This window comes from Yoonia sp. R2-816, from assembly GCF_046762905.1.
In the GTDB taxonomy this organism is placed as follows: Bacteria; Pseudomonadota; Alphaproteobacteria; order Rhodobacterales; family Rhodobacteraceae; genus Yoonia.
On record NZ_JBKQXN010000207.1, the window covers coordinates 268,005 to 291,389 of the forward strand.

The window sequence follows — 23,385 nt, forward strand, 5'->3', positions numbered from 1 at the left end:
CCGATCATCCAATAATTCACTCCGCCGCCTGTTGCATCGGTGTAGCGCGCAGCACCGCCAGCAATTCCTCGCGGCGCTTGGCGGCCTTGCGGGCATTGGCCTCCTTCACCGGACCGAACCCACGGATATCCAGCGGCAGCGCGGCCAGCGCCACAGCAGCATCGCGCGTATCCGGGCGGACGATCTGCAAAACTTCGGCCATATCCTTCTCATATTCCTTGACCAGCGCCCGCTCCATCCGGCGTTCCGCCGTCCGGCCAAACGGATCAAACGGCGTGCCCCGCAGGAACTTCAGCTTCGCCAGCCGGGGGAACATCCGCGCCATAGTGGCGCCGTATTCCTTCTTCATTGGGCGACCATCCGGCCCAGTCTTGGAAATCATCGGCGGCGCCAAATGATAGGTCAGCTTCAGATCGCCATCAAACTCTGCCTCCGCCTTCGCCCGCGTCTCGGTCAGCAGACGTGCCACCTCATATTCATCCTTATACGCCAACAGCTTATGATACCCTTTTGCCACAGCTTCGCGCAGCGGGGCATCCTGAAACTGATCCACGAGCTTGCGATACCGCTTGGCCAGCCGCTTGCCCTGATAGTCCACCAGGCGCGCCTCACGGAACGCAATCTTATCCTCCAGTGACTTCGGCAATTGCACCACTTTCGGCGTCAGCAAGGCCTGCGCATCCTCCGGATGCAGATAGGCCCACCGCCCCAGCTCAAACGCGCGGATATTGCGCTCCACCGCCGCGCCATTCAGCCGGATCGCCCCGACAATCGCCTCATAGCTAAGCGGGATCGCCCCCATCTGCCAGGCGGCACCAAAGATCATCATGTTCGAATAGATACTGTCACCTAACAGCGCCTTCGCCAGATCAGAGGCGTCAAACATCGCCAGCCCCTCACCCAGCCGCGCCTGCAACGCCACCTGCAACTGATCGGTGGGCAGCTTGAACTCGGTATTCCGGGTGAAATCGCCGGTGATGATCTCGTGGCTGTTCACCACACCTTTCGTCCGCCCGGTCTTCATCAACCCAATCGTCTTGGACCCGGCAGAGACCACCAGATCACCCCCGATCAGCGCATCACACTCACCCGTTGCAACGCGGATCGCATTGATATCGCTCGGCTTCTCGGCAATTCGGCAATGGATATGCACAGCACCGCCCTTCTGGGCGAGGCCTGCCATCTCCATCATGCCAGCCCCCTTGCCATCCATATGCGCAGCCATGGCCATGACTGCACCAATGGTCACCACACCCGTGCCACCCACACCGGTAATCACAACGTTATGCGTGCCTTCAATCGCTGGCAGCTCTGGCTCTGGCATATCTGGCAGATCAACGTCCGCCGTCGCCTCTTTCCTGATCTTGGCCCCTTCAATCGTCACAAATGACGGACAGAACCCTTTCACACAGGAATAATCCTTGTTGCAGGACGACTGATCAATCGCACGCTTGCGGCCGAGTTCCGTCTCCACCGGCACAATCGATACGCAGTTCGACTGCACACCGCAATCACCACATCCTTCGCAGACATCCGTGTTGATAAACACCCGCTTGTCCGGGTCCGGAAACTGACCTCGCTTGCGACGGCGGCGCTTCTCGGCCGCGCAGGTCTGCACATACACAATGGCCGACACACCTTTGTATTTGCTTAATTTATCCTGCACCGCAGGCATATCCACCCGCTCATGCACATCCAGCCCCTTGGGAAAGAGGGACAGATCGATATCCTCTTTCTCATCATAAACCAGCGCGATATTCCGCACCCCCATCGCCTGCAATTCGCGGCAGATCTGGTCGGCGGTCAGACCGCCATCATTGCCCTGCCCGCCGGTCATGGCGACGGCATCGTTATAGAGGATCTTGTAGGTAATATTCGTGCCCGCCAGCAGCGCAAAGCGAATGGCCTGCACCCCCGAATGGTTATACGTCCCATCGCCCAGGTTCTGGAACACATGATCACGTGTCGAAAACGGCGCCTCACCCACCCAGTTGGCACCTTCGCCGCCCATCTGGGTGAAACCAACGGTCTCCCGGTCCATCCACTGCACCATGTAATGGCAGCCGATCCCGGCATAGGCACGCGACCCTTCCGGCACCTTGGTCGACGAATTATGCGGACATCCCGAACAGAAATAGGGCAACCGCGCCGCGATCTCGGGCGCATTGTCCGCCCGGCGCGCCTCACTCAACTGCGCAAGACCCGCCTTCACCCCGTCTGATCCACAGCCTTCCTCAACCAGTATCCCACCCAGCTTTTCGGCAATCCAGATCGGATCAAGTGCTGCCCGCGTCGGGAAAATCTCTTCCCGCCGCCCTTCGGAATGCTCATCCCCCTTGTGCCAGCCATAGACCCGGCGTTCACGGCGATCATCAAAGATCGCCTCCTTGACCTGCACCTCGATCAGCTTGCGCTTTTCCTCAACAACGACGATTAGCTCCAGACCCTCAGCCCATTCATGGAAACTCGCCATGTCCAACGGCCAGACCTGCCCGACCTTATAGGTGGTGATCCCCAGCCGCTCCGCCTCAGCCTCATCAATATTCAGTAGCGACAAGGCATGCTGCAAATCCAGCCAGTTCTTACCGGCGGCCACAAACCCGATCTTCGCCCCCGGCTTGCCCCATTTGCGCTGATCCATCTTGTTTGCACGCGAAAACGCTTCTGCCGCAAACCGCTTATGGTCGATCATCCGCGCCTCTTGCAGCTGCGGCGTATCGACCAGACGGATATTCAGCCCACCCTCCGGCAATTCCATCTTTGGCGTCACAAACGACAACCGATGCGGATCACCATCCACGACCGAGGTCACCTCAATCGTGTCCTTCATCGTCTTCAGACCAACCCACACCCCCGCATACCGGGACAACTCCCAAGCGTAGAGACCATAGTCGAGGATTTCCTGCACACCCGCTGGCGACACAATCGGCATATAGGCATCGACCATCGCCCAATCCGACTGATGCAAGGTCGTGGAACTCTCACCCGTATGATCGTCGCCCATCGCCATGATGACCCCGCCATGGGGCGACGTACCGGCCATATTGGCGTGGCGCATCACATCACCGGTGCGGTCCACACCCGGGCCCTTGCCGTACCACAGGCCAAAGACGCCATCATACTTGCCCTCGCCGCGCAGTTCCGCCTGCTGCGACCCCCAAAGGGCGGTGGCTGCCAGGTCCTCGTTCAAACCCAGTTGAAACTTCACCTGCGCAGGCTCCAACACCTTCTTCGCCCGGGTCATCTGCATATCAACCGCGCCCAGCGGCGACCCGCGATACCCCGTGACATAGCCCGCCGTGTTCAAACCGGCCTTCTCATCACGCGCCCGCTGCATCAGCATTAACCGGACCAGCGCCTGCGTGCCATTTAGCAAAACAGGCGATTTTGATAGGTCATACCGGTCGTTCAGGGATACATCCTGATGGGTCATCTCGCACCTCCCCGCGCGTCAAATCACTTGACGCAACTATAGGTCAAAATTACTGACCTACAAAGCGGAATTTTGTCGCGCATCACGTTTGCAACCAATTGCACACTTCGCGTAATGATCTGCTAAAGATAGCGATAACATTGATGACGGCGGGAAAAAATGGACTGGGACAAACTAAGAATATTTCACGCCGTCGCAGACGCCGGATCGCTGACACATGCAGGCGACACGCTGCATCTGTCGCAATCTGCCGTCTCGCGCCAGATCAGGGCGCTAGAGGAATCACTCAACACCACCCTGTTTCACCGGCATGCGCGCGGCCTGATCCTGACCGAACAGGGTGAACTTCTGTTCGACGCCACCAAATCCATGAACAAACGGCTCGAAGCCGCATCGGCCCGTATCCGCGACAGTGAAGAGGAAGTGTTCGGCGAACTCCGCGTGACCACCACCACCGGTTTCGGCACGCTCTGGCTGGCTCCGCGCCTGCCCAAACTCTATGAACAATATCCCGACCTCAAAATCGACCTGATGCTCGAAGAACGGGTGCTGGATCTGCCCATGCGCGAGGCCGACGTTGCCATCCGCATGAAAGAACCCAGCCAGGCTGACCTGATCCGCAAACGGCTAATGTCCGTGCGCATGCGGCTCTACGCCTCGCGGGAATATCTGGAAAAGAACAATCCGATCGAAAAGATCGAAGATATCAGCAACCATCGTCTGCTCTGCCAAAGCCTGAACTCGATCCAGGTCGCTGCCGGGGCCACGCTGGTCCAGCACCTGCTCACCTATGACATCCCGAACCTGTTTACGGTGAACAACTATTTCGGGGTGCTCCAAGGGGTACTCAACAACCTCGGCATCGGCGTGCTGCCCGATTACGTGACCGAAGATTTCCCCGACCTCGTGCGCGTCCTGCCCGATCTGGAATCCGGCGAAGTCCCCGTTTTCCTCGCCTACCCCGAAGAGTTGCGGCAATCCAAACGGATCAGCGCCTTCCGCGACTTCGTGCAGGAAGAAATCTTTGCCCACCGCAAAAAGATGCGGGAAGCAGTCGGCGTCTGACCTCTTGAAGAAAGCTCACCGCACCGCGCGCCCATTTCATCATGGGGTCTGCAAACACGTGCCCGACGATTTGCCGACACAAGTCCGACGCAACGCCGACCGCACCAATCGCCTGAAATCAAAGCATTAACAGGCGATTCGATCTAACCGCACACAACTTGGATACGAAACGCACCCCAAACAAAACCCCGCCAAAGGTGTGAGCCATGCACGCAACACATACCGGCAATGCAGTCCAATAATCAGATTTTTTCTTGAATGGTCAAAAAACGCACCCTATCTCATCTCTCGAAGGCGATGATGCTCAGACGCTCATCAACTTCACCTCCCTGTTGGACTTCGCCGGGCCTTGTGCCCGGCTTTTTTCTGCCTGATCGGCAGATTGATCGGAACGATCCGGTCAGCACTGCGTTTCGTCCTAGTAACGCAACACAATAGGAGAGCGTCATGAACTGGGATCAGGTCCAAGGCAACTGGAAGCAATTCAAAGGCAACGTACAGTCCAAGTGGGGCGAGTTGACCGATGATGAGGTCGACCAGGTCGAGGGCGACCGCGAAGCTCTCGAAGGCAAAATTCAGGCCAAATACGGCAAGTCGAAAGAAGAGGCGAAAAAAGAAGTCGACGAGTTTATCAACAGCCTCTGATCAGCCTTCAAAGCAGTAAACAAGCCGGGCCCCGCGCCCGGCTTACGCGTTTTTAGACCTCTCATTTTGCGAACCCGGTCCGTGGTGTTAGTTTTTCCGCCGAAACATCCCGGATCACACCATGATCACTGACATCGCCGACTATTTCACCAAAGGCTGCGGACGCTGCACCCATTTTGACACGCCCGATTGTTCAACCAAGGTCTGGAACCAGGGCTTGCGCGACCTGCGTGAACTGTGTCGCAGCGCGGGCCTGACCGAAACCGTCAAATGGGGCCACCCCTGCTACATGCACGCAGGGCGCAACATCGCGATCATTGGCGCGTTCCGCAATAATTTCCGGCTCAGTTTCTTCAACGCCGCCCTGATGAAAGATCCCAACAGCGTGCTGGAACGCCAAGGCAAAAATACCTCCCATCCCGACATGCTGCGCTTTACCGACAACGCACAAGTAAAAGCACAAGCTGACCTGATCAGGTGCTATCTGGCTGAGGCGATGGACTATGCCGAAAAGGGCATCACCCCCCCACCCACAGAAAACACGCGCGAGATGCCCGCTGAACTTGCCGATGCACTCGATGCCGACCCCCAACTGGCCGAGGCCTTCGCCGCCCTCACCCCCGGCCGCCAACGCGGCTACTTCCTGCATATCGCCAACGCCAAACAATCCGCTACGCGCAGCGCCCGTATCGAAAAATGCCGCGACCGCATCTTCGTCGGCAAAGGCTTCAATGAACGCTAACCCCGTTGCCCCTTCGCGCCCCTTCGCTTAAAGGACCTGCAACTGCCGAAGGGGACGTCATGCAAGAGCCAGCCATCACCGAAGATCTGATCGCCGCCCATGGGCTCAAACCCGACGAATACGACCGCATCCTCCAGATCATCGACCGCGAACCAACCTTCACCGAACTTGGCATATTTTCGGCCATGTGGAACGAACATTGTTCCTACAAGTCTTCCAAAAAATGGCTGCGCACCCTGCCCACGGAAGGCCCCCAGGTCATCTGCGGCCCCGGCGAAAACGCAGGTGTTGTCGATATCGGCGACGGGCAGGCCGTTGTTTTCAAAATGGAAAGCCACAACCACCCCAGCTACATCGAACCCTACCAAGGGGCGGCCACCGGCGTCGGTGGTATCCTCCGCGATGTCTTCACCATGGGCGCACGACCCATCGCCGCGATGAACTCACTCAGCTTCGGCGCACCGAGCCACCCCAAAACCAAACAACTCGTAAACGGAGTCGTCGCTGGCATCGGCGGCTACGGCAATTGCTTCGGCGTCCCCACCGTCGGCGGTGAGGTCCGTTTCGACCCCGCCTATAACGGCAACTGCCTTGTCAACGCCTTCGCTGCAGGCCTCGCTGACGCGGATAAGATATTCTACTCCGCCGCCTCCGGCGTCGGCATGCCCGTCGTCTATCTGGGTGCCAAAACCGGGCGCGACGGCGTCGGTGGCGCCACCATGGCGTCAGCCGAATTCGACGACACGATCGAGGAAAAACGACCCACCGTACAGGTCGGCGACCCCTTTACCGAAAAACGATTGATGGAGGCAACACTGGAACTCATGGCCACCGGCGCCGTGATCTCCATCCAGGACATGGGTGCGGCCGGCCTCACCTGCTCAGCCGTCGAGATGGGTGACAAGGGGGGCCTGGGCGTCAAACTCAACCTCAACGCAGTCCCCCAGCGCGAGGACAACATGACAGCCTACGAAATGATGCTCTCTGAGTCTCAGGAACGCATGCTCATGGTCCTCAAACCGGAACTTGAGGCCGAAGCCCGCGCTGTTTTCGAGAAATGGGACCTCGATTTCGCCATCGTCGGTGAAACCATCGCCGAAGACCGTTTCATCGTCGAACATAATAGCGAAATCAAAGCCGACCTGCCGCTGGCCACGCTCTCCGGCTCCGCCCCTGAATACGACCGGCCATGGGTGCCCACACCCGCCGCTGCCCCGCTTGGCAACGTGCCTGACGTGAACCCCATCGATGGGCTGAAAGCAATGATTGGCAGCCCCAATTACGCCGCCAAGCAATGGGTTTACGAACAGTACGATAGTCAAGTCATGGCCGACACAGCCCGCACGCCCGGCGCTGGCAGCGGCATCGTGCGGGTCCACGGCACCGACAAGGCGCTGGCCTTCACCAGCGACGTGACCCCCCGCTACGTCAAGGCAAACCCGGTTGAAGGCGGCAAGCAAGCTGTGGCCGAAGCCTACCGCAACCTCACCGCCGTCGGGGCCACACCATTGGCCACCACCGACAACATGAACTTCGGCAACCCCGAAAAGCCCGAAATCATGGGGCAATTTGTCGGCGCGATCCAGGGGATCGGCGAAGCCGTCAAAGCACTCGACATGCCCATCGTCTCCGGCAACGTCTCGCTTTACAACGAAACCGACGGCAAGGGCATCCTGCCCACACCCACCATCGGCGCCGTCGGGATCATCGGCGACCCCGAGCACATGATCACCGGCCAGATCCGCGAAGGGCACATCCTGCTCCTTCTGGGCGAAACCCACGGGCACCTGGGGCAGTCAGCGCTCTTGGCCGAACTCCTCGGGCGGGTCGAAGGTGACGCGCCGCCAGTCGATCTGGAGGCGGAAAAAACCAACGGCGATTTCATCCGCGCCAATCAGAACCTGATCACCGCCTGCACCGATCTCAGCGATGGCGGTCTCGCGCTGGCCGCGTTCGAACTGGCCGAACAGGCCGGCGTGGGCATCACGCTCGACGTTGCAGATACGCCAACCCTTTTCGGCGAAGATCAGGCGCGGTACCTCATCGCCAGCAATTTCGATCAGGCCGAGGCGCTGATGGTCGCTGCCAATCAGGCCGGGGTCACGCTGACAACAGTCGGCAAGGCAGGCGGTGATCAGATCACCTATGGCAGCCACAGCGCTCCACTTGATGACCTGGCCCGGATCTTCCGCACATCCTTCGAAAACGCGGTGGCCTGATCTTCTTTCTTCCCAAAACACTCCCGCCGGAGGCTCCGGCTTGTCCACAGACGCAGGCGCCCCTAGATTAAGCGCAACAGACGAGGAACCAGATGCCCATCACCGCCTATGAGATCGAAACCCTGCTGCGCGAAAGCTTCCCCGATGCCGTCATCGAAATCCAGGGCGACGACGGGGTTCATTTCCAGGGACTCGTGATCGACGAAAGCTTCCGCGGCATGAACCGCATCCAGCAACAACGCGCCGTGATGGCCGTGATCAAACCCAAGGTCGATAGCGGCGAAATTCACGCGCTTGGCCTCACCACGAAAGCCCCCGACGAGCCGCAAAATTCTTAAACAAGAATTTTGACAAAAGTCTTTTCAAGACTTTTGCGCCAACCCAAAAGGAAGAACCATGACAGCTCAAGACCAGATCAAGGAAACCGTGACGAAGAACGACGTCGTGCTCTTCATGAAAGGCACCAAATCCATGCCGCAATGCGGTTTCTCGTCCCGCGTGGCCGGGGTGCTGAACTTCATGGGTGTCGAATATCACGACATCAACGTGCTGGCCGATGACGACATCCGGCAAGGGATCAAGGATTATTCCGACTGGCCCACCATCCCCCAGCTTTACATCAAGGGCGAATTCGTGGGCGGTTGCGACATCATCACCGAAATGACGCTCTCTGGCGAACTCGATGCCGAATTCGCCAAGCACGGGATCAACTTTGACAAAGACGCCGCCGACAAGATCCGCGAAGCGAACGGCTGAACGCACTGCGCGGGGGCGCTAGGATGCGCCCCCTTCGACCTGATCGGCCAGCGCCTCGGCCCGCGCAGCAATTTCGGCCAGCGTATCGGTGACCTCTGAGGGCACCACCAGAACCTCGACGCGCTCGGGCGCAGGCGCGGGTTGCGCCTGCATCGTCTCAATCTGCGCGCGCATCTTGGCGGCTTCGGCTTCGGCTTCGCGCACCTTGTCCTCAAGCCCAGCGGTCTTGTCAGCCAGCATCAGCCCCGCCATCAGCAGCATCCGCGCCTCCGGCATCCGGCCGATCTGTTCAGACAAATGCGCGGCCTCCGCATCCAGCATGGCCGCGGCCGAATGCAGAAAATGCTCCTCACCATCCTGACAGGCCACTTCAAAGCTGCGGCCACCAATCGCAATCTCAACCTGCGGCATGGGATGTCTCCTCGATCAGGGGGGTCAGTTCGGCCAGAATGGCATCCACCTCAGCGGCATCGGCAGACCGTTGGGCCTGCAAGGCTTCCACTTCCGCAGCCACAGCCTGATCCAGCAGTTCCGGGGCCAGCCCCTTGGTCACAGCCTCGCGCAACTGGGTATTCATTTCGCGCATCTGCGCGTTTGACGCCCGCAAGCGCTGCAATTCGGCATCCAACTTGACCATTTGCGCCTTCTGCGCCTCAACCCGCTCGGTCAATGACGCCACCTGGGTATCCTGCCGCTCTTTCAGCGCACGGACACGCTCAATCAGCTCGGCATTGGCCGCACGTTCCTTTTCCAGCGCTTCGGTCAGGTCCGTCTGGGGCGCACCACCGCGTGCCTCCATACCCTGCCTGATCCGGTCCAGCGCCGCCGTAATCCGGCTTTCCAATGCACTAATGTCACTCATCCGCCCGTCCTTTCGCACCCCGGCACCCCGGGGTCATGCAACGCTGCGGTCTGCCCCCGCCTGCGTCGAAAATGATCCGGCAAAGCCGAATCGTGCCTCTTTACCGATAGCCTAAGCCATCCGCCAAAGGCCCGCAAACGCAGAGGCGGCAAGAAAATGAACAGCTTAGCCCGCATGCTTGATCTCGCGGGGGGGCCTGATATGAGGCAGGGCAAGCCAAAAGATCATCTTTGTAAACAGGAACCTACCCCCTTGGATATTGCAGCCCTGCGCACCGCCCACCCCGATCACTGGAAGAAAGCCACCGCGATCCGCACCCTGACGCTGGATGCGGTCGCTGCCGCAAATTCCGGCCATTCCGGCATGCCCATGGGCATGGCCGATGTCGCCACGGTCCTTTTTGAAAAACATCTGAACTTCGACCCCAAGACACCGGACTGGCCTGACCGCGACCGGTTCATCCTGTCGGCGGGTCACGGCTCCATGCTGCTTTACTCCCTGATGTACCTGACCGGCTACGAAGACATGCCGCTGCAACAGATCAAGGATTTCCGCCAATGGGGCGCGCGCACCGCTGGCCATCCCGAATACGGGCATGCCCGCGGTATCGAGACCACCACCGGCCCCCTCGGCCAAGGCATCGCCAATTCGGTTGGTTTTGCCATTGCCGAGGAAATTCAGCGCGCCACTTGGGGCAAGAAAATCGTCGACCATTATACCTATGTCATGGCTGGTGACGGCTGCCTGATGGAAGGCGTCAGCCACGAAGCCATCGGTCTGGCCGGCATGCAGAAACTCGGTCACCTGATCGTCTTCTTCGACAACAACAACATCACCATCGACGGCACCGTCGACATGGCGGATATCACCGACCAGCCGCAGCGGTTCGAGGCAGCAGGCTGGCACGTCCAATCCATCGACGGTCACGACCCCGCAGCCATCGACGCCGCCATCACAGCGGCCAAGAAAGACCCGCGGCCGTCCATGATCGCCTGCAAAACCCATATCGCGTTGGGTCACGCCGCACAGGATACGTCCAAGGGCCACGGCGCCCTGACCGACAAGGATCAACTCAAAGCCGCCAAAGAGGCCTATGGCGCGCCCATGGGCGATTTTGAGGTCGACCCGGATGTCAAAAAACAGTGGGAAGCCATCGGCGCACGGGGCGAAACCACCCGCAAAGACTGGGAAGCGCGCTTCGCCAGCCTCTCCGCCACCAAACAGGCCGAATTCAACCGGACCTACGCGGGCGAAGCACCGAAAAAACTCAGCGCCACCATCCGCGCCCTGAAAAAGCAGGTCACCGAAGGATTGCCAAAGGTCGCAACCCGCAAATCCTCCGAAATGGTGCTCGAAGTGATCAATCCGATCATGAAGGAAACCATCGGCGGCTCGGCTGACCTTACCGGCTCCAACAACACCAAAACCAGTGATCTTGGCGTCTTTACCCCCGCCAGCCGCAAGGGCCGCTACATTTATTACGGCGTGCGCGAACACGGGATGGCGGCGGCCATGAACGGCATGGCGCTGCATGGCGGCACCAAACCCTACGGCGGCACCTTCATGTGCTTCACCGACTACGCGCGCGGGGCGATGCGGCTGTCGGCACTCATGGGCGTGCCGGTGACCTATGTTATGACCCATGACAGTATCGGCCTTGGCGAAGACGGGCCAACCCACCAGCCGGTCGAACACCTCGCCATGCTGCGCGCCACACCAAACGTGAATGTCATTCGGCCTGCCGATACGGTCGAAACAGCCGAAGCATGGGAACTGGCGCTGACCTCACAGAAAACCCCAACCGTGCTCAGCCTGACCCGTCAGGGCCTTCCCACAGTGCGCAAAGACCACAAGACGAAAAACCTGACGGCCCAGGGCGCCTATGTCCTCGCCGATGCCGAAGGCAAAAGGCAGGCGATCCTGCTCGCCACCGGCTCCGAAGTCAGCGTCGCCCTCGCCGCCCGCGATCTGCTGGAGGCCGAAGGAATCGGCACGCGTGTCGTCTCCATGCCATGCTGGGAACTGTTCGAAGAACAGGACGAAAGCTACCGCAAACGCGTCCTGCCCGCAGGGCCGGTAAGGGTCGCGATCGAAGCCGGAATCCGCTTTGGCTGGGACCGCTGGTTATTTGGCGAACGCGGCAAGCGCGAAAAATCCGGCTTCATCGGCATGCACGGTTTCGGCGCCTCTGCCCCGGCCGAGCGCCTCTTCGAAGAATTCGGGATCACGGCACAAGACACGGCTGACAAGGTCAAGTCCCTGATCAAATAACAACAAAAGGCGACGGTTAGTCCCGTCGCCTTTTCTTCGGATGCCCGATTATTCAGGCTTTCATTGCATTGATGACTTCACCGAAATCCAGATCGCTCACACGCTTCATAGTCCAATCTGTGAAATAGCGGCTCTCGATCTGCTTTTCATCCAATATCTTGAACCCGCCATGGCGCGGATCCTTCTCAATCGTCTTAATCAATTCACGGACAACAGGCTCTTCGCCTTCAAGGACCTGGCAGAAATTCCGGCCATTATAAGCCAGAGCACCTGTCACGCCGCGATCGGCATTGGCCTTTTGTGACTGGGCCACTATCGCCTCTACGCCATCATCACCCAAATCCGCGTGGGCGGTGCTGAAATAAAGTATTCTGATCATCTCAATCCCTTCACTGCATGATGTGGCAGAATGTCTCAGTTAGGATCAGGTTAAGAAATTGTAAACGGCAACTTGGCGGTTCCTGTGTCCTATGACATAGCAATCCGGATTGACCATACGTTACCCGCCAACGGTGCGGTTCTGTCCTGACAGGGCATATCAACAAATCCCAGCCATCGGCGTTTATCCGCCGACAGCCGGACCGGCACCGGTTTTCGCTATCCCTGCCCCGCCAACTCTACGAGAATCGCAAACATAATAAATATCTCAAAGAGATAGTGACATGAGCAGGCATTCAAACAGGCGCATTTCTGGCTTTATTCTTGTGCTTACGCTGCTGGCCAGCTGTAACACCGCCTTGGAAAGGCGAACGATCAGCGGCCCCGATATTGCGCCTGCCCCGGTCTCGGACATCGACAGCTATGCACAACGCTTTCTAAACGCCTTGCAGCCAAGATCCTTTGCAGAATCGCGCGAATACTGCGGGTTCTTTGTCGCCAACCGGGACGGCCAGGTCGTGGGCACGGCACCACGGGCAGGCACTGCCGACAGCTGCGTCGCTGGCTTCATCCCCGCCAACGCGATTGCCAGCTATCACACCCATGGCGGCTATCTACCCAACTACTTCAACGAAGTTCCCTCCATCAGTGACGCGGTCAGTGCGATGGACGTGGAATTGGACGATTACGTCAGCACGCCCGGCGGACGGTTCTGGCGGGTCGACGGGGACACCGGAACAGCCATCACGCTCTGCGGGCGCGGATGTCTGGCGCAAGATCCGATCTTCCGGCCTGATCCGCGCAACCCAATTGGGGTCCGCTACACGCTGGATCAGCTACGCGCGCTGCAAAGCTAGGATCGTGTTAGCGACAACGGTTAGCGCAACCAGCCAATTTTAACGCTAACATACTGACAATAAGTCACTTTTATCGTAGCACGCCCCGCTTCGTAGCCCTATAGCTGGCGTCAAACAAAAGGCGTGAGGGATCGGGAATGACAGTCACAATCGGGATCAACGGCTTCGGCCGCATCGGGCGCTGCACCTTGGCGCACATCACCGAAGCGGCGCGCAACGACGTCCAGGTCGTCAAGATCAACGCCACCGGACCGATCGAAACCAATGCCCACCTCCTAAAATACGACAGCATCCACGGCCGGTTCGGCCACCCCGTGACCGTCAAGGGCAACAGCCTCGACCTTGGGCGCGGTCCGATTGACGTCATGTCCACCTACGACCCGGCGGAGCTTGACTGGGACGGCGTCGATGTCGTGCTCGAATGCACCGGCAAATTCAACGATGGCACGCAATCGGCCATCCATCTCGACCGGGGCGCCAAAAAGGTCCTCATCTCCGCCCCCGCGAAAAACGTCGACCGCACCGTCGTCTACGGGGTCAATCACCGGGAACTGATCGCGACAGAACGCATGGTCTCCAACGGCTCCTGTACCACCAACTGCCTCGCCCCGCTCGCCAAGGTCCTGAACGACGCCATAGGCATCGAACGGGGCATCATGACGACAATCCACAGCTACACAGGCGACCAGCCCACGCTGGACCGGCGGCACAATGACCTCTATCGCGCCCGCGCTGCCGCCATGGCGATGATCCCCACATCAACCGGCGCCGCTAAGGCACTGGGCGAGGTGCTGCCGGAACTCGCCGGCAAACTCGACGGCACCGCGATCCGCGTGCCCACACCCAATGTCAGCGCGGTCGACCTGACATTCGAAGCCGGCAAATCCGTCACCGTCGAAGATGTAAACGCTGTGGTCGCCGAAGCGGCGTCCGGTTACATGGGCATGGTCATGGCCTACGACGCCGAGGCCAAGGTCAGCATCGATTTCAACCACACCACCCAAAGCTGCATTTTCGCCCCTGACCAGACCAAGGTCGTCAGCGGCAAAACCGTCCGCGTCCTGGCCTGGTACGACAACGAATGGGGCTTCTCCGCGCGTATGGCCGACGTCGCCGGCGCAATGGGGCGGCTGCACTAGCGCCGAACATCCGGTGGGCGTGGGACCGATACCAACGACCCAACCTCAATCCAAAGAAGCGGCTAACGGCAGTTTCCAGCCCAACTTAACTGATGCTGCAATTGAACAAAAGTCCGCTTCGACTGCCGCAGAATGTTATTCAGCTTTCTTCACAAGTGAGAGCTATTGTCTTGATAGCCTCGGCCACTTCATTGGGGTGATCTGTCTGTATCTGGAAGGAATTTTTACGGATTTCCCCATTGGTGCAGTAGGCCGTGCAAGTCTCATAAGAATAGTTTGTTCGGCGCACGGTCGCTGCTGAAAAGAGGGTGTTGATTTCCACATAGCTGCCATAAGCATCGGTCTGGCCAATGGTTATGGCATCCGGATCTGCATCTTTTAACTCAATGGTATCCGTACTGACAGTGTGAACGATTCCATCGGCTAGATTGAGCAGTATATGAGTTGTTGATTTCAGCGTGCAGGTCTCTGCTTCCTCATATTCATAGGTCAATTCGCCCGATCCATCGCTGCTTTCGTAGATGTCGGACGGGTCCGTATTTTCAAAGATGACCATGACAGCGGTATCATAGCCTTCTTCAGGCTGGGCTGTTGCAGTCGTTGCAAAAACCAATGCGCAAAAACATGAAATAGAAAAACGCATTTCAGTATTTCCCATAGTTTTGATAGACTTGCCAATCCGGACATAACGATCGCCCGGAGTGTTTGCACGCGTAATCTGCAGCTTATCCATGGCTTGAGCGGAATATCATAACATGATTAGATAGCGGACCATTGCGATGACACGTTGAATGGCCGCAAAGTCCGCACAGCCAACACGGGACCATATCTCTCCCGCATCCGACCAACCTTAGATGAACGGCCCTGATGAAGAGCTCACATTTTCGTTTTCTTAGCGCGAAAGATGCGCGCGCTGCCCAAGCCCCTCTTCGCTAAACCGAACCCGATTTTGCCATTTCCATCCCACCCGGCTAGACCTGCGCCATGACCAACACCATCGCTATCTGCCTCGGCATCCTGATCATCGGCTTTTTCGCCCTCGATCACTTTGTGCTGGAATGGAATACGCCACAGTTCCTGATGCAGCAACTGATACGGCTCACCGAATATATTGCCTTTTGGCGCTGAGCATTTCGGTGCAAGATAGGTTGACCTTTGGTCATAAATCGCAATGTTAGCGCCAACATTGATCCCATCAGGAGGAACATCATGGCCGTCAAAGTCGCCATTAACGGATTTGGCCGGATCGGCCGCAATATTTTGCGGGCCATCATCGAAAGCGGACGCACCGATATCGAAGTCGTCGCCATCAACGATCTCGGCCCGGTGGAAACCAACGCCCACCTCTTGCGGTTCGACAGCGTGCATGGCCGCTTCCCGGCCACCGTGACCACAACCGAAACGACCATCGATGTCGGGCGCGGCCCGATGGAGGTGACAGCCATCCGCAACCCCGCCGACCTGCCATGGGCGCATGTCGATATCGTTCTGGAATGTACCGGCATCTTCAACAGCAAAGAGGCCTGCAAGGCCCATCTGGACAATGGCGCCTCCCGCGTGCTGATCTCGGCCCCTGGCAAAAACGCCGATAAAACAATCGTCTACGGCGTGAACCACCATGTGCTGACCAAAGATGACATCGTCGTCTCCAACGCGTCCTGCACCACCAATTGCCTGTCCCCCGTAGCCAAAGTGCTGAATGACGCGATCGGGATCACCAAAGGGTTCATGACCACGATCCACAGCTACACCGGCGACCAGCCGACGCTGGATACCATGCACAAGGACCTCTATCGCGCCCGCGCGGCGGCCCTGTCCATGATCCCGACATCAACCGGGGCGGCCAAGGCCGTGGGCCTCGTCCTGCCGGAGCTCAACGGCAAACTTGACGGCGTTGCGATCCGTGTGCCAACCCCCAACGTGTCCGTCGTGGACCTGACATTTGAATCGTCACGGGCCACCACCGTCGAAGAAGTCAACGACGCCATCAAAGCCGCCGCTGACGGCTCGCTTAAAGGCGTGCTTGCCTATACGGACCTGCCCATGGTCAGCTCTGACTTCAACCACGATCCGCATTCGTCGATCTTCCATCTGGACCAAACCAAGGTGCTGGACGGGAACATGGTGCGAATCCTGACCTGGTATGACAACGAATGGGGTTTCTCCAATCGGATGGCTGATACAGCCGTTGCGATGGGCAAACTGATCTAGATTCAACCATCTGCACAGCAAACAGGCCGACCAACACCGGGTCGGCTTTTTTGTGACCAAACCATGAATTTCGCCATGCAGAACATGCATGGCGCTTTGCATTTTACGCACCTTGTTCTGCGCCGCAGCATCGCTAAATCAGGGTCAAGACAACGAAACGCGATGACTTAAAAGGAGCACGCAAATGACCGCACTGAACACCGTTCGCAATGCAATTGAAAAGCGCGTGGCCTATTCACGCCTCAAGCGCGAGCTGCGCAACATGCCGCTGGAAACAGCCATTGACCTGGGCATGTTCCGCGAAGATGCCGCCAAGATCGCAACCAAGGCGATCTACGGCTAAGCCACTCAATAAGTTACGAAAACCAGCCGTCCCAATGGGGCGGCTTTGTTATTTCAGGACCCTGTCCAGAAACGCGTCGATCCGCGCGGAATACTCCGGCTGGCCAGCGATATTGTTATGTGTGGCCCCTGCCACCTCATGCATCGTCACATCCAGCCCGGCATCCTCCATCAGCCGCGTCAGACGCTGACCATTGGCAATCGGGATCAACTGATCGACGGCCCCATGCTGCACCAGCACAGGCGCTGACAGACGGGGGACCAGCACTGCGTTGTTCCATTTCTGCACCCCAGGCATGTAACAGGCCGGCAAGTATGACGCCCGCGTCATCAGTTCGCACATCTTCACATAAGGCGCATCCAAAATGATCGCCGCGACCTCGCGTTCCACCGCCACATGCTGCGCAATCCCCGTTCCCATGGAATAGCCATGCACCACAATCGGCCCGTCATGCCGGGCGGCCAACCAGTCATAGGCTTCCAGCGCATCGGTCTTCAAACGGTGCTCTGACGATCGGCCGGGAATGCCACCGCCCCCTGGATATTCCATCGCCACAATGGTGCGCCCGGCATTCACATGCGCATCCAGCGTATAGGTGAAATAGGCCAGCGCGCCGCCATTGCCCATGAAAAACAAAACCGCCGGGTCGGCACTCCCTTCCGAAATGGCAAGGGCGACCTGCCGGTCCGAAACCACCTCCTGCCGAAATCCGGGCGCGTCAAACGGGTCAGGACCAAAGGGATAGATGAACCGGGGATGGGTCAGCACCATCGCCGCCGCATAAAGCAGATAAGTCCCCGCAAACAAAAGCAGCAGCTTCAATCAGCGAACCGCGCCAGCAGCGCGGTATTCACAGCCGGGGTCACGAATTTCGACACATCGCCATCCAGCCGGGCGATTTCCTTGACCAGCTTGGACGCAATCGCCTGATGCTGCGCCTCCGCCATCAGGAACACGGTCTCGATACTGTTATCAAGCGCACGGTTCATGCCAACCATCTGATATTCGTATTCAAAATCCGCCACCGCGCGCAGGCCGCGAATGATGACACCGGCATTCACATCGCGGGCACAATCGATCAGCAAATTCTCGAACGGATGCACGACAATCTCGCATCCGGTTGCGGCACCCAAAGGGGCGCATTCCGCCTCGACCATGGCCACACGCTCCTCCAGATCGAACAGAGGCCCCTTGTCGCGGTTGATCGCCACGCCAATGACCAGACGATCCACCAGCGAACAGGCCCGCCGGATAATATCCAGATGGCCCAGCGTGATCGGGTCAAATGTGCCGGGATAAAGCCCTGTCCGCATGGCGCACCTCATCGTTACAAAATCTGGGGGCCACGCAACATTATTGCGGACAGGATTGCAAGAGGGCTAGTGCCCCATGATCATGCCTTCCAAGGCATCCTTTTCCATCGACAATTCCGCCAGTCGGGCCTTGACCACATCACCGATGGAGATCAGGCCGATCATCGTACCGCCTTCCATCACCGGCAGGTGACGAAACCGGCCGTTGGTCATCATCTCCAGAACCGCATCGGCGCTATCGGTGGGCGCACAAGTCACCAGCTTGGATGTCATCATCTCGCCCACCGGTTCACTCAGACAGGCCACACCGCGCTTGCCCATCTCGCGCACGATATCGCGCTCTGACAGGATCCCATCCAGCGTTTTCCCGTCGGCGGACACGACAACCGTCCCGATCCGCTTTTCCGACAACAGCTTGACAGCATCGTTGACATGATCCGTCGGCTTGACCGACACCACACCGATATCAGTCTTGGATTTCAGGATTTGGGACACAATCATCAGCGGGCTCCTTGGCGCGGCTTCAATGGTTTCAGCGTGTCAAATCACGGGGCTACCTGTCAAGCGTGCCATTTGTTCAAGACGCGCAACTTCTGCCTGCATCCCGCGCATGAGCGCACCGGCAAACCGGGTCAATCGGTCCGACTGACGGTCGGACGTATGACGCACCAGATAAAACGACCGACGCAGCGAAATCTCATCGGTCAGCACCCGGCACAGCTCTGGCGCGAAGGGCAGCACAAAATCATGCACAAACCCCACCCCGGTCTGGCGCAGCATCTGCAATTGCACGGCGACCGAATTGGATGCCAGTTGTACGCCATCCGCCCCCAGCGCACCCAGATAGTCCAGTTCCTTGTCGAAAATCATATCCGGGATGTAGCCCACAACCGGCCTGCTCCGCAGGTCTTCCCGCGACCCGACAGGCGGCGCATCGGCCCGCGTCGCCAGATGCAGGTGGTAATCCGTGATCTTCTGCACCGTCAGACGGCCCGCTGCTGGCGGGCTGACCGTCACCGCCATATCCGCCTCGCGGCGCGACAGGTTCACGACACGGGGCAACGCCAGCACCTGCACCTCCAGATCGGGGTTGTCCGCCTGAATGGCGGCACAGACCTGCGGCAACAGGAAATTCGCCGCGCCATCCGGCGCCCCAATCCTGATCTGCCCGGTCAGTGCCGCCGACGCCCCCTGCCCTTCGTCGAACGCCAGCGACAGATGCGCCTCGGCCTCCGCCGCCCTGTCGCGCATCCGTTCCCCCAAATCGGTCAGGGCGTAACCCTGCGGCGATTTGACAAACAACGTCGCCCCCATCGCGCGTTCCAACCGGGCCACACGGCGGCCCAGCGTCGCCGGATCCATCTTCAGCACTGGCGCTGCCCCCGACAGGCTTTCGGCGCGGGCCACCGCCAGAAACACCCGCATGTCATCCCAGTTTTCCATCACACCCTTGCATTTTTGCAAAATGATTTTGGGACATTGCGGGTTTTACCACCAAAAACGCAAGCCTATAGTGACCTCAAATTCAGGGAGGATTCCATGCAAGAACTGACCCATTACATCGGCGGCCAGCAAGTCAAAGGCACATCAGGCCGCTTTGCCGACGTCTACAACCCCGCGACCGGCGAGGTGCAGGCCAAAGTTCCGCTCGCCAATGCCGATGAACTGGCCAAGGCTGTCGAGATCGCGCAAAACGCACAGCCCGAATGGGCCGCCGTCAACCCGCAACGCCGCGCACGGGTCATGATGGCCTTTGTCGGCCTGCTCCACCGTGACATGGACAAACTGGCCGAGGCGCTCAGCCGCGAACACGGCAAAACCCCGCCCGACGCCAAAGGCGACGTGATCCGCGGGCTCGAAGTGGTCGAATACTGCATCGGTGCGCCGCAACTGCTCAAGGGTGAATTCACCGATAGCGCGGGCCCCGGCATCGACATGTATTCGATGAAGCAAGCGCTCGGCGTCACCGCAGGCATCACGCCTTTCAACTTCCCCGCCATGATCCCGATGTGGATGTTCGCGCCCGCCATCGTCTGCGGCAACGCCTTCATCCTGAAACCCTCCGAACGCGACCCATCCGTGCCCCTGATGCTGGCCGAACTGATGGAAGAAGCAGGCCTGCCCAAGGGTATCCTGCAGGTCGTTAACGGCGACAAGGAAGCGGTCGATGCGATCCTCGATCACGACGTGATCCAGTCCATCGGTTTTGTCGGCTCCACCCCGATCGCCTCCTATATCTACAGCCGCGGCTGCGCGGAGGGCAAACGTGTCCAGTGCTTTGGCGGGGCGAAAAACCACATGATCATCATGCCTGACGCGGACATGGATCAGGCTGCCGATGCACTCGTCGGAGCGGGCTACGGTGCGGCCGGTGAACGCTGCATGGCCATCTCCGTCGCCGTACCGGTCGGTGATGAAACCGCCGACCGCCTGCTGGAAAAACTCGTGCCCCGGGTCGAGGCGCTCAAGGTCGGCCCCTACACTTCCGGCAACGATGTCGATTACGGGCCGGTCGTGACCGCCGCCGCCAAGGCCAATATCGAACGCCTCGTGCAATCTGGCATCGACCAAGGCGCGAAACTGGTCGTCGACGGGCGGGACTTCAACCTGCAAGGCTACGAAGACGGCTTCTTCGTCGGCGCGCATCTCTTCGACAACGTCACCAAGGATATGGACATCTACAAAACCGAAATCTTCGGCCCGGTCCTGTCCACCGTGCGTGCGCAAAGCTACAAAGAAGCGCTCAGCCTCGCCATGGACCACGAATATGGCAACGGCACCGCGATCTTCACCCGCGACGGCGACACCGCCCGCGATTTTGCCAACCGGATCAATATCGGCATGGTCGGGATCAACGTGCCGATCCCAGTGCCGCTGGCCTACCACACCTTCGGCGGCTGGAAGAAATCGGTCTTTGGCGATCTCAACCAGCACGGGCCGGACGCGTTCAAGTTCTACACACGGACCAAGACAATCACGTCCCGCTGGCCCTCGGGCATCAAGGAAGGCGGCGAATTCTCGATCCCCGTGATGGAATAAGCAGACCGGGCGGCGTGAAACCACGCCGCCCCCTACGGCTCTTAAACCACGGTGATGCTGCCCTTCATGCGAGGATGCACGGCGCAGAAATAGCTGAACGTGGCCGATGACGGAAACTGCAGCGATGCAGACTGACCACCGCGCAGATTGCCGGTATCGAACGCGCCACTATCGGCGGTGGCCGTGTGCGGGGCGTTATCCTCATTCACAAACTGCACGGTATCGCCCGCATTGATTGTCAGATTTGCTGGTTCAAACGCGAAATTCCGGATGGCGACTGTATGTGTGGTCGCATGACCATCAGCCCTGGCCATATGCGCGGCAAGCGGTGCCACGGTGGCAACTGCTGCCAGACGAAGGGCGGTACGACGAGTAATCTTTGACATTGGTTTTTCCTCAAGTTTCAAATCAGATCGTAAACCCCACTCTGCTAACCGCGGGCGAGGTATCAGACGCAAAACAATAACCAACGGCACCACGCTAAAAGAACCGGTGATGTTGCAAAGCATCTGTCTAGGATACGCGCAAAGAACCGGCTTTATTCCCGGAATTTTGAAAAAATTTCGAGATTCTGGAAAAAGCCTGCCGCGCAGAAGGTCCAGGCCTCCGTCGAAAGGCCTCTCAGTCCCGGCTTTTTGTCGGGTCTCCTACCATCGCCAGTCGCGCCCTTGCCCCCCCAAGAAAAATAATAAATGGTGATCCACCGTCAGGCCGAAATGCCCAAAACCACGCCATCGTCTGGCCTTCAAACCGGTAGGAAATAAGGCCGGACCGCCGCAAACCATACCAAACTGCGCGACACTGCTATCCGTTATCCTGTTGAAAATAACCGGACCATCAGCCGTCAACGCACCGTCCGGTAGCCGGATTTCCGCGACAAACGCAACCTCATGACGGGTAACACCCTGATGCTGATAGATGTTTTCAAAAGACAACAGATCACCCACGACATCAAACTGCAGGCCAAGCTTCTCGTCAAACTATCGGATCAACGTATCTTGCCAGCTGTCTCAGAAATTGCCCCTCTCGCCAAGGGCCTGACGCCCTTGATGGTGCCGTCGTCATTATACACTTCCGCCACCAGCAGGCAGCCATCACGCGACGCAAGGCCAAGGGTCTTGATCTGAATGCTTTGTGCCAGGCGCCAGACCGCCATTGACCGAACCGCTCCGATGCGCACCGGTCATCAATCGACTATTCCAGTTGCACCGATACCGGATCGTCCATACCCGCTGCGCCCCCGCTTAGCCCAACATCTTCCCCAAATAATGCACAACCGGCGCAATCAGCTCTGCATCGTCCCAATATGACGCATGCGACAGCGGATTCCATCCACCCGTCGGCGGCGCCCCCAGATGGATAGGAATGTCGCGCAGATGCCGGTCCGATACCATTTTGGCGTAGCGCGGGGCGGCTGGCCCCAACGGATATGCCAGAATATCTTCGCGGTCATAAAAATTCTGCCACCAGGTCACGATCTGCTGCTCTTCGGGCAGATCGGCGCCCGGATAGGCAATCGGCCTGATATCGTCCGGTTTATGGGGAAACAGAAATACCGGGATGTTGCAGCCAAACGTCATCAGCCCTGCCACCGTGCGCATATTCTGCAAGGGCGATCCAAACCGGCGTTCGCCCGTGCGTGCCGCGAACCGTTGCAGATCATAGATATAGTTTGACACCACATGCCCACCCAGCGAATGGGCCAGGATCAGCAGCTGCCCCCCCGGCCCGATATCAGCCTCGATATCACGCACCGTCAGTTCCAAACGACTGTGGATCTGCTCGTAAAACGCTGACGATCCATCGGCCGTCTTGCGATAGGCGGCGGCATCCGACAGGGCAGCCATGACAAAGCCGCGCGGCGCCTCTGCATTGGTCTTGTCGCGGATATCATCAAGAAATCCCTGCTGACGGCTCTGCAGAATATCCGACCAGAACACCTCACGCCACGCCACCCGCCCCGCATCGTCACCCAGCTTGCGTTGCACACGACGCGCCATATCTGCTGAAAACGTCAAATCGTTTGTCTGTGCCGGTCTTTGATCGCCCAGCCGACCCACACCATGGATCACAATCACACCGATTTTCTGCTCAGCCACAGATGATTCCTTT

The 23,385-nt window shown here is 58.7% G+C and carries 26 protein-coding genes; 13 read left to right on the forward strand and 13 right to left on the reverse strand.

Going from position 1 to position 23,385, the window contains the following annotated elements; translation table 11 throughout:
• Positions 1–16 precede the first annotated feature (16 nt).
• On the reverse strand, positions 17–3,433 hold the full coding sequence (locus tag ACFWW2_RS13675; protein WP_393928634.1) for an indolepyruvate ferredoxin oxidoreductase family protein: 3,417 nt from the start codon (positions 3,431–3,433) through the stop codon (positions 17–19).
• A gap of 159 nt (positions 3,434–3,592) precedes the next feature.
• Here ACFWW2_RS13675 and ACFWW2_RS13680 point away from each other — a divergent pair, with 159 nt between their 5' ends.
• The 6 genes from ACFWW2_RS13680 to grxD all read left to right on the forward strand — a co-directional run bounded on the left by ACFWW2_RS13680 (position 3,593) and on the right by grxD (position 8,860).
• Complete coding sequence (locus tag ACFWW2_RS13680; RefSeq protein ID WP_393928635.1) at positions 3,593–4,498, forward strand: LysR family transcriptional regulator; 906 nt, start codon at positions 3,593–3,595, stop codon at positions 4,496–4,498.
• 447 nt (positions 4,499–4,945) lie between these two features.
• Positions 4,946–5,143 (forward strand): CsbD family protein, encoded by a 198-nt coding sequence (locus ACFWW2_RS13685; protein WP_393928636.1) that lies wholly within the window; start codon positions 4,946–4,948, stop codon positions 5,141–5,143.
• Positions 5,144–5,264: 121 nt separating this feature from the next.
• Positions 5,265–5,885 (forward strand): YdeI/OmpD-associated family protein, encoded by a 621-nt coding sequence (locus ACFWW2_RS13690; protein WP_393928637.1) that lies wholly within the window; start codon positions 5,265–5,267, stop codon positions 5,883–5,885.
• Positions 5,886–5,944: 59 nt separating this feature from the next.
• A complete protein-coding gene (gene purL, locus ACFWW2_RS13695; RefSeq protein WP_393928638.1) occupies positions 5,945–8,104 on the forward strand; it encodes a phosphoribosylformylglycinamidine synthase subunit PurL in 2,160 nt (719 codons plus the stop codon).
• A 92-nt stretch (positions 8,105–8,196) separates the two neighbouring features.
• Positions 8,197–8,442 (forward strand): BolA/IbaG family iron-sulfur metabolism protein, encoded by a 246-nt coding sequence (locus tag ACFWW2_RS13700; protein WP_393928639.1) that lies wholly within the window; start codon positions 8,197–8,199, stop codon positions 8,440–8,442.
• Positions 8,443–8,500: 58 nt separating this feature from the next.
• Positions 8,501–8,860 (forward strand): Grx4 family monothiol glutaredoxin, encoded by a 360-nt coding sequence (grxD, locus tag ACFWW2_RS13705; RefSeq protein WP_393928640.1) that lies wholly within the window; start codon positions 8,501–8,503, stop codon positions 8,858–8,860.
• An 18-nt stretch (positions 8,861–8,878) separates the two neighbouring features.
• On the opposite strand, the gene ACFWW2_RS13710 is transcribed toward grxD, so the two are convergent.
• Together ACFWW2_RS13710 and ACFWW2_RS13715 are read right to left on the reverse strand one after the other, a co-directional pair.
• Positions 8,879–9,271 carry a cell division protein ZapA gene (locus ACFWW2_RS13710; protein WP_393928641.1) on the reverse strand — a complete coding sequence of 131 codons (393 nt, stop codon included), beginning with the start codon at positions 9,269–9,271 and terminating at the stop codon, positions 8,879–8,881.
• Positions 9,258–9,722 carry a hypothetical protein gene (locus tag ACFWW2_RS13715; RefSeq protein WP_393928642.1) on the reverse strand — a complete coding sequence of 155 codons (465 nt, stop codon included), beginning with the start codon at positions 9,720–9,722 and terminating at the stop codon, positions 9,258–9,260. The genes ACFWW2_RS13710 and ACFWW2_RS13715 overlap by 14 nt, the downstream gene beginning before the upstream one ends.
• Positions 9,723–9,974: 252 nt before the next feature.
• Here ACFWW2_RS13715 and tkt point away from each other — a divergent pair, with 252 nt between their 5' ends.
• Positions 9,975–11,993, forward strand: a complete 2,019-nt coding sequence (gene tkt / locus ACFWW2_RS13720) for a transketolase (RefSeq protein ID WP_393928643.1) — start codon at positions 9,975–9,977, stop codon at positions 11,991–11,993.
• A gap of 52 nt (positions 11,994–12,045) precedes the next feature.
• Here the strand turns inward: tkt and ACFWW2_RS13725 are convergent, their stop codons facing one another.
• Positions 12,046–12,372 carry a BLUF domain-containing protein gene (locus tag ACFWW2_RS13725; protein WP_393928644.1) on the reverse strand — a complete coding sequence of 109 codons (327 nt, stop codon included), beginning with the start codon at positions 12,370–12,372 and terminating at the stop codon, positions 12,046–12,048.
• Between the two features lie 283 nt (positions 12,373–12,655).
• Here ACFWW2_RS13725 and ACFWW2_RS13730 point away from each other — a divergent pair, with 283 nt between their 5' ends.
• Positions 12,656–13,228 carry a DUF4329 domain-containing protein gene (locus ACFWW2_RS13730; RefSeq protein WP_393928645.1) on the forward strand — a complete coding sequence of 191 codons (573 nt, stop codon included), beginning with the start codon at positions 12,656–12,658 and terminating at the stop codon, positions 13,226–13,228.
• Between the two features lie 137 nt (positions 13,229–13,365).
• Complete coding sequence (gene gap / locus ACFWW2_RS13735) at positions 13,366–14,367, forward strand: type I glyceraldehyde-3-phosphate dehydrogenase (protein ID WP_393928647.1); 1,002 nt, start codon at positions 13,366–13,368, stop codon at positions 14,365–14,367.
• Positions 14,368–14,506: 139 nt separating this feature from the next.
• On the opposite strand, the gene ACFWW2_RS13740 is transcribed toward gap (ACFWW2_RS13735), so the two are convergent.
• A complete protein-coding gene (locus ACFWW2_RS13740) occupies positions 14,507–15,100 on the reverse strand; it encodes a hypothetical protein (protein ID WP_393928649.1) in 594 nt (197 codons plus the stop codon).
• 251 nt (positions 15,101–15,351) lie between these two features.
• Between ACFWW2_RS13740 and ACFWW2_RS13745 the strand changes: the two genes are divergently transcribed.
• The 3 genes from ACFWW2_RS13745 to ACFWW2_RS13755 all read left to right on the forward strand — a co-directional run bounded on the left by ACFWW2_RS13745 (position 15,352) and on the right by ACFWW2_RS13755 (position 16,921).
• Positions 15,352–15,495: a hypothetical protein gene (locus tag ACFWW2_RS13745; protein WP_393928650.1), complete on the forward strand. Its 144-nt coding sequence runs from the start codon at positions 15,352–15,354 to the stop codon at positions 15,493–15,495.
• Between the two features lie 81 nt (positions 15,496–15,576).
• Complete coding sequence (gene gap, locus ACFWW2_RS13750) at positions 15,577–16,578, forward strand: type I glyceraldehyde-3-phosphate dehydrogenase (RefSeq protein WP_393928652.1); 1,002 nt, start codon at positions 15,577–15,579, stop codon at positions 16,576–16,578.
• Positions 16,579–16,762: 184 nt separating this feature from the next.
• Positions 16,763–16,921 (forward strand): hypothetical protein, encoded by a 159-nt coding sequence (locus ACFWW2_RS13755; RefSeq protein ID WP_393928654.1) that lies wholly within the window; start codon positions 16,763–16,765, stop codon positions 16,919–16,921.
• 48 nt (positions 16,922–16,969) lie between these two features.
• Here the strand turns inward: ACFWW2_RS13755 and ACFWW2_RS13760 are convergent, their stop codons facing one another.
• The 4 genes from ACFWW2_RS13760 to ACFWW2_RS13775 form a co-directional block, all read right to left on the reverse strand.
• Positions 16,970–17,743: an alpha/beta hydrolase family protein gene (locus ACFWW2_RS13760; RefSeq protein WP_393928656.1), complete on the reverse strand. Its 774-nt coding sequence runs from the start codon at positions 17,741–17,743 to the stop codon at positions 16,970–16,972.
• A complete protein-coding gene (coaD, locus tag ACFWW2_RS13765) occupies positions 17,740–18,234 on the reverse strand; it encodes a pantetheine-phosphate adenylyltransferase (RefSeq protein WP_393928658.1) in 495 nt (164 codons plus the stop codon). Before coaD ends, ACFWW2_RS13760 begins: the two co-directional genes overlap by 4 nt.
• A 66-nt stretch (positions 18,235–18,300) precedes the next feature.
• On the reverse strand, positions 18,301–18,735 hold the full coding sequence (locus tag ACFWW2_RS13770; protein WP_393928660.1) for a CBS domain-containing protein: 435 nt from the start codon (positions 18,733–18,735) through the stop codon (positions 18,301–18,303).
• Positions 18,736–18,774: 39 nt separating this feature from the next.
• A complete protein-coding gene (locus ACFWW2_RS13775) occupies positions 18,775–19,677 on the reverse strand; it encodes a LysR family transcriptional regulator (RefSeq protein ID WP_393928662.1) in 903 nt (300 codons plus the stop codon).
• A gap of 96 nt (positions 19,678–19,773) precedes the next feature.
• Here ACFWW2_RS13775 and ACFWW2_RS13780 point away from each other — a divergent pair, with 96 nt between their 5' ends.
• Complete coding sequence (locus ACFWW2_RS13780; protein WP_393928664.1) at positions 19,774–21,273, forward strand: CoA-acylating methylmalonate-semialdehyde dehydrogenase; 1,500 nt, start codon at positions 19,774–19,776, stop codon at positions 21,271–21,273.
• Positions 21,274–21,314: 41 nt separating this feature from the next.
• Here the strand turns inward: ACFWW2_RS13780 and ACFWW2_RS13785 are convergent, their stop codons facing one another.
• The 4 genes from ACFWW2_RS13785 to ACFWW2_RS13800 all read right to left on the reverse strand — a co-directional run bounded on the left by ACFWW2_RS13785 (position 21,315) and on the right by ACFWW2_RS13800 (position 23,372).
• Entirely contained in the window at positions 21,315–21,659 is a 345-nt protein-coding gene (locus tag ACFWW2_RS13785) for a cupredoxin family copper-binding protein (protein ID WP_393928666.1), read from the reverse strand.
• 261 nt (positions 21,660–21,920) lie between these two features.
• The gene (locus ACFWW2_RS13790) at positions 21,921–22,220 is read right to left on the reverse strand and encodes a hypothetical protein (RefSeq protein ID WP_393928668.1); all 300 of its coding nucleotides are present in this window, start codon (positions 22,218–22,220) and stop codon (positions 21,921–21,923) included.
• A 41-nt stretch (positions 22,221–22,261) separates the two neighbouring features.
• Positions 22,262–22,429, reverse strand: a complete 168-nt coding sequence (locus ACFWW2_RS13795; RefSeq protein ID WP_393928670.1) for a hypothetical protein — start codon at positions 22,427–22,429, stop codon at positions 22,262–22,264.
• Positions 22,430–22,517: 88 nt separating this feature from the next.
• Positions 22,518–23,372, reverse strand: a complete 855-nt coding sequence (locus ACFWW2_RS13800) for a hypothetical protein (RefSeq protein WP_393928672.1) — start codon at positions 23,370–23,372, stop codon at positions 22,518–22,520.
• Positions 23,373–23,385: the final 13 nt, after the last annotated feature.

What these genes read in the sequence shown, in the direction of transcription:
- ACFWW2_RS13675 (WP_393928634.1), bottom strand. Translation starts at nt 3,433, where the DNA reads ATGACCCATCAGGATGTATCCCTGAACGACCGGTATGACCTATCAAAA.
- ACFWW2_RS13680 (WP_393928635.1), top strand. Translation starts at nt 3,593, where the DNA reads ATGGACTGGGACAAACTAAGAATATTTCACGCCGTCGCAGACGCCGGA.
- ACFWW2_RS13685 (WP_393928636.1), top strand. Translation starts at nt 4,946, where the DNA reads ATGAACTGGGATCAGGTCCAAGGCAACTGGAAGCAATTCAAAGGCAAC.
- ACFWW2_RS13690 (WP_393928637.1), top strand. Translation starts at nt 5,265, where the DNA reads ATGATCACTGACATCGCCGACTATTTCACCAAAGGCTGCGGACGCTGC.
- purL (WP_393928638.1), top strand. Translation starts at nt 5,945, where the DNA reads ATGCAAGAGCCAGCCATCACCGAAGATCTGATCGCCGCCCATGGGCTC.
- ACFWW2_RS13700 (WP_393928639.1), top strand. Translation starts at nt 8,197, where the DNA reads ATGCCCATCACCGCCTATGAGATCGAAACCCTGCTGCGCGAAAGCTTC.
- grxD (WP_393928640.1), top strand. Translation starts at nt 8,501, where the DNA reads ATGACAGCTCAAGACCAGATCAAGGAAACCGTGACGAAGAACGACGTC.
- ACFWW2_RS13710 (WP_393928641.1), bottom strand. Translation starts at nt 9,271, where the DNA reads ATGCCGCAGGTTGAGATTGCGATTGGTGGCCGCAGCTTTGAAGTGGCC.
- ACFWW2_RS13715 (WP_393928642.1), bottom strand. Translation starts at nt 9,722, where the DNA reads ATGAGTGACATTAGTGCATTGGAAAGCCGGATTACGGCGGCGCTGGAC.
- ACFWW2_RS13725 (WP_393928644.1), bottom strand. Translation starts at nt 12,372, where the DNA reads ATGATCAGAATACTTTATTTCAGCACCGCCCACGCGGATTTGGGTGAT.
- ACFWW2_RS13730 (WP_393928645.1), top strand. Translation starts at nt 12,656, where the DNA reads ATGAGCAGGCATTCAAACAGGCGCATTTCTGGCTTTATTCTTGTGCTT.
- gap (WP_393928647.1), top strand. Translation starts at nt 13,366, where the DNA reads ATGACAGTCACAATCGGGATCAACGGCTTCGGCCGCATCGGGCGCTGC.
- ACFWW2_RS13740 (WP_393928649.1), bottom strand. Translation starts at nt 15,100, where the DNA reads ATGGATAAGCTGCAGATTACGCGTGCAAACACTCCGGGCGATCGTTAT.
- ACFWW2_RS13745 (WP_393928650.1), top strand. Translation starts at nt 15,352, where the DNA reads ATGACCAACACCATCGCTATCTGCCTCGGCATCCTGATCATCGGCTTT.
- gap (WP_393928652.1), top strand. Translation starts at nt 15,577, where the DNA reads ATGGCCGTCAAAGTCGCCATTAACGGATTTGGCCGGATCGGCCGCAAT.
- ACFWW2_RS13755 (WP_393928654.1), top strand. Translation starts at nt 16,763, where the DNA reads ATGACCGCACTGAACACCGTTCGCAATGCAATTGAAAAGCGCGTGGCC.
- coaD (WP_393928658.1), bottom strand. Translation starts at nt 18,234, where the DNA reads ATGCGGACAGGGCTTTATCCCGGCACATTTGACCCGATCACGCTGGGC.
- ACFWW2_RS13770 (WP_393928660.1), bottom strand. Translation starts at nt 18,735, where the DNA reads ATGATTGTGTCCCAAATCCTGAAATCCAAGACTGATATCGGTGTGGTG.
- ACFWW2_RS13775 (WP_393928662.1), bottom strand. Translation starts at nt 19,677, where the DNA reads ATGGAAAACTGGGATGACATGCGGGTGTTTCTGGCGGTGGCCCGCGCC.
- ACFWW2_RS13780 (WP_393928664.1), top strand. Translation starts at nt 19,774, where the DNA reads ATGCAAGAACTGACCCATTACATCGGCGGCCAGCAAGTCAAAGGCACA.
- ACFWW2_RS13785 (WP_393928666.1), bottom strand. Translation starts at nt 21,659, where the DNA reads ATGTCAAAGATTACTCGTCGTACCGCCCTTCGTCTGGCAGCAGTTGCC.
- ACFWW2_RS13795 (WP_393928670.1), bottom strand. Translation starts at nt 22,429, where the DNA reads ATGGCGGTCTGGCGCCTGGCACAAAGCATTCAGATCAAGACCCTTGGC.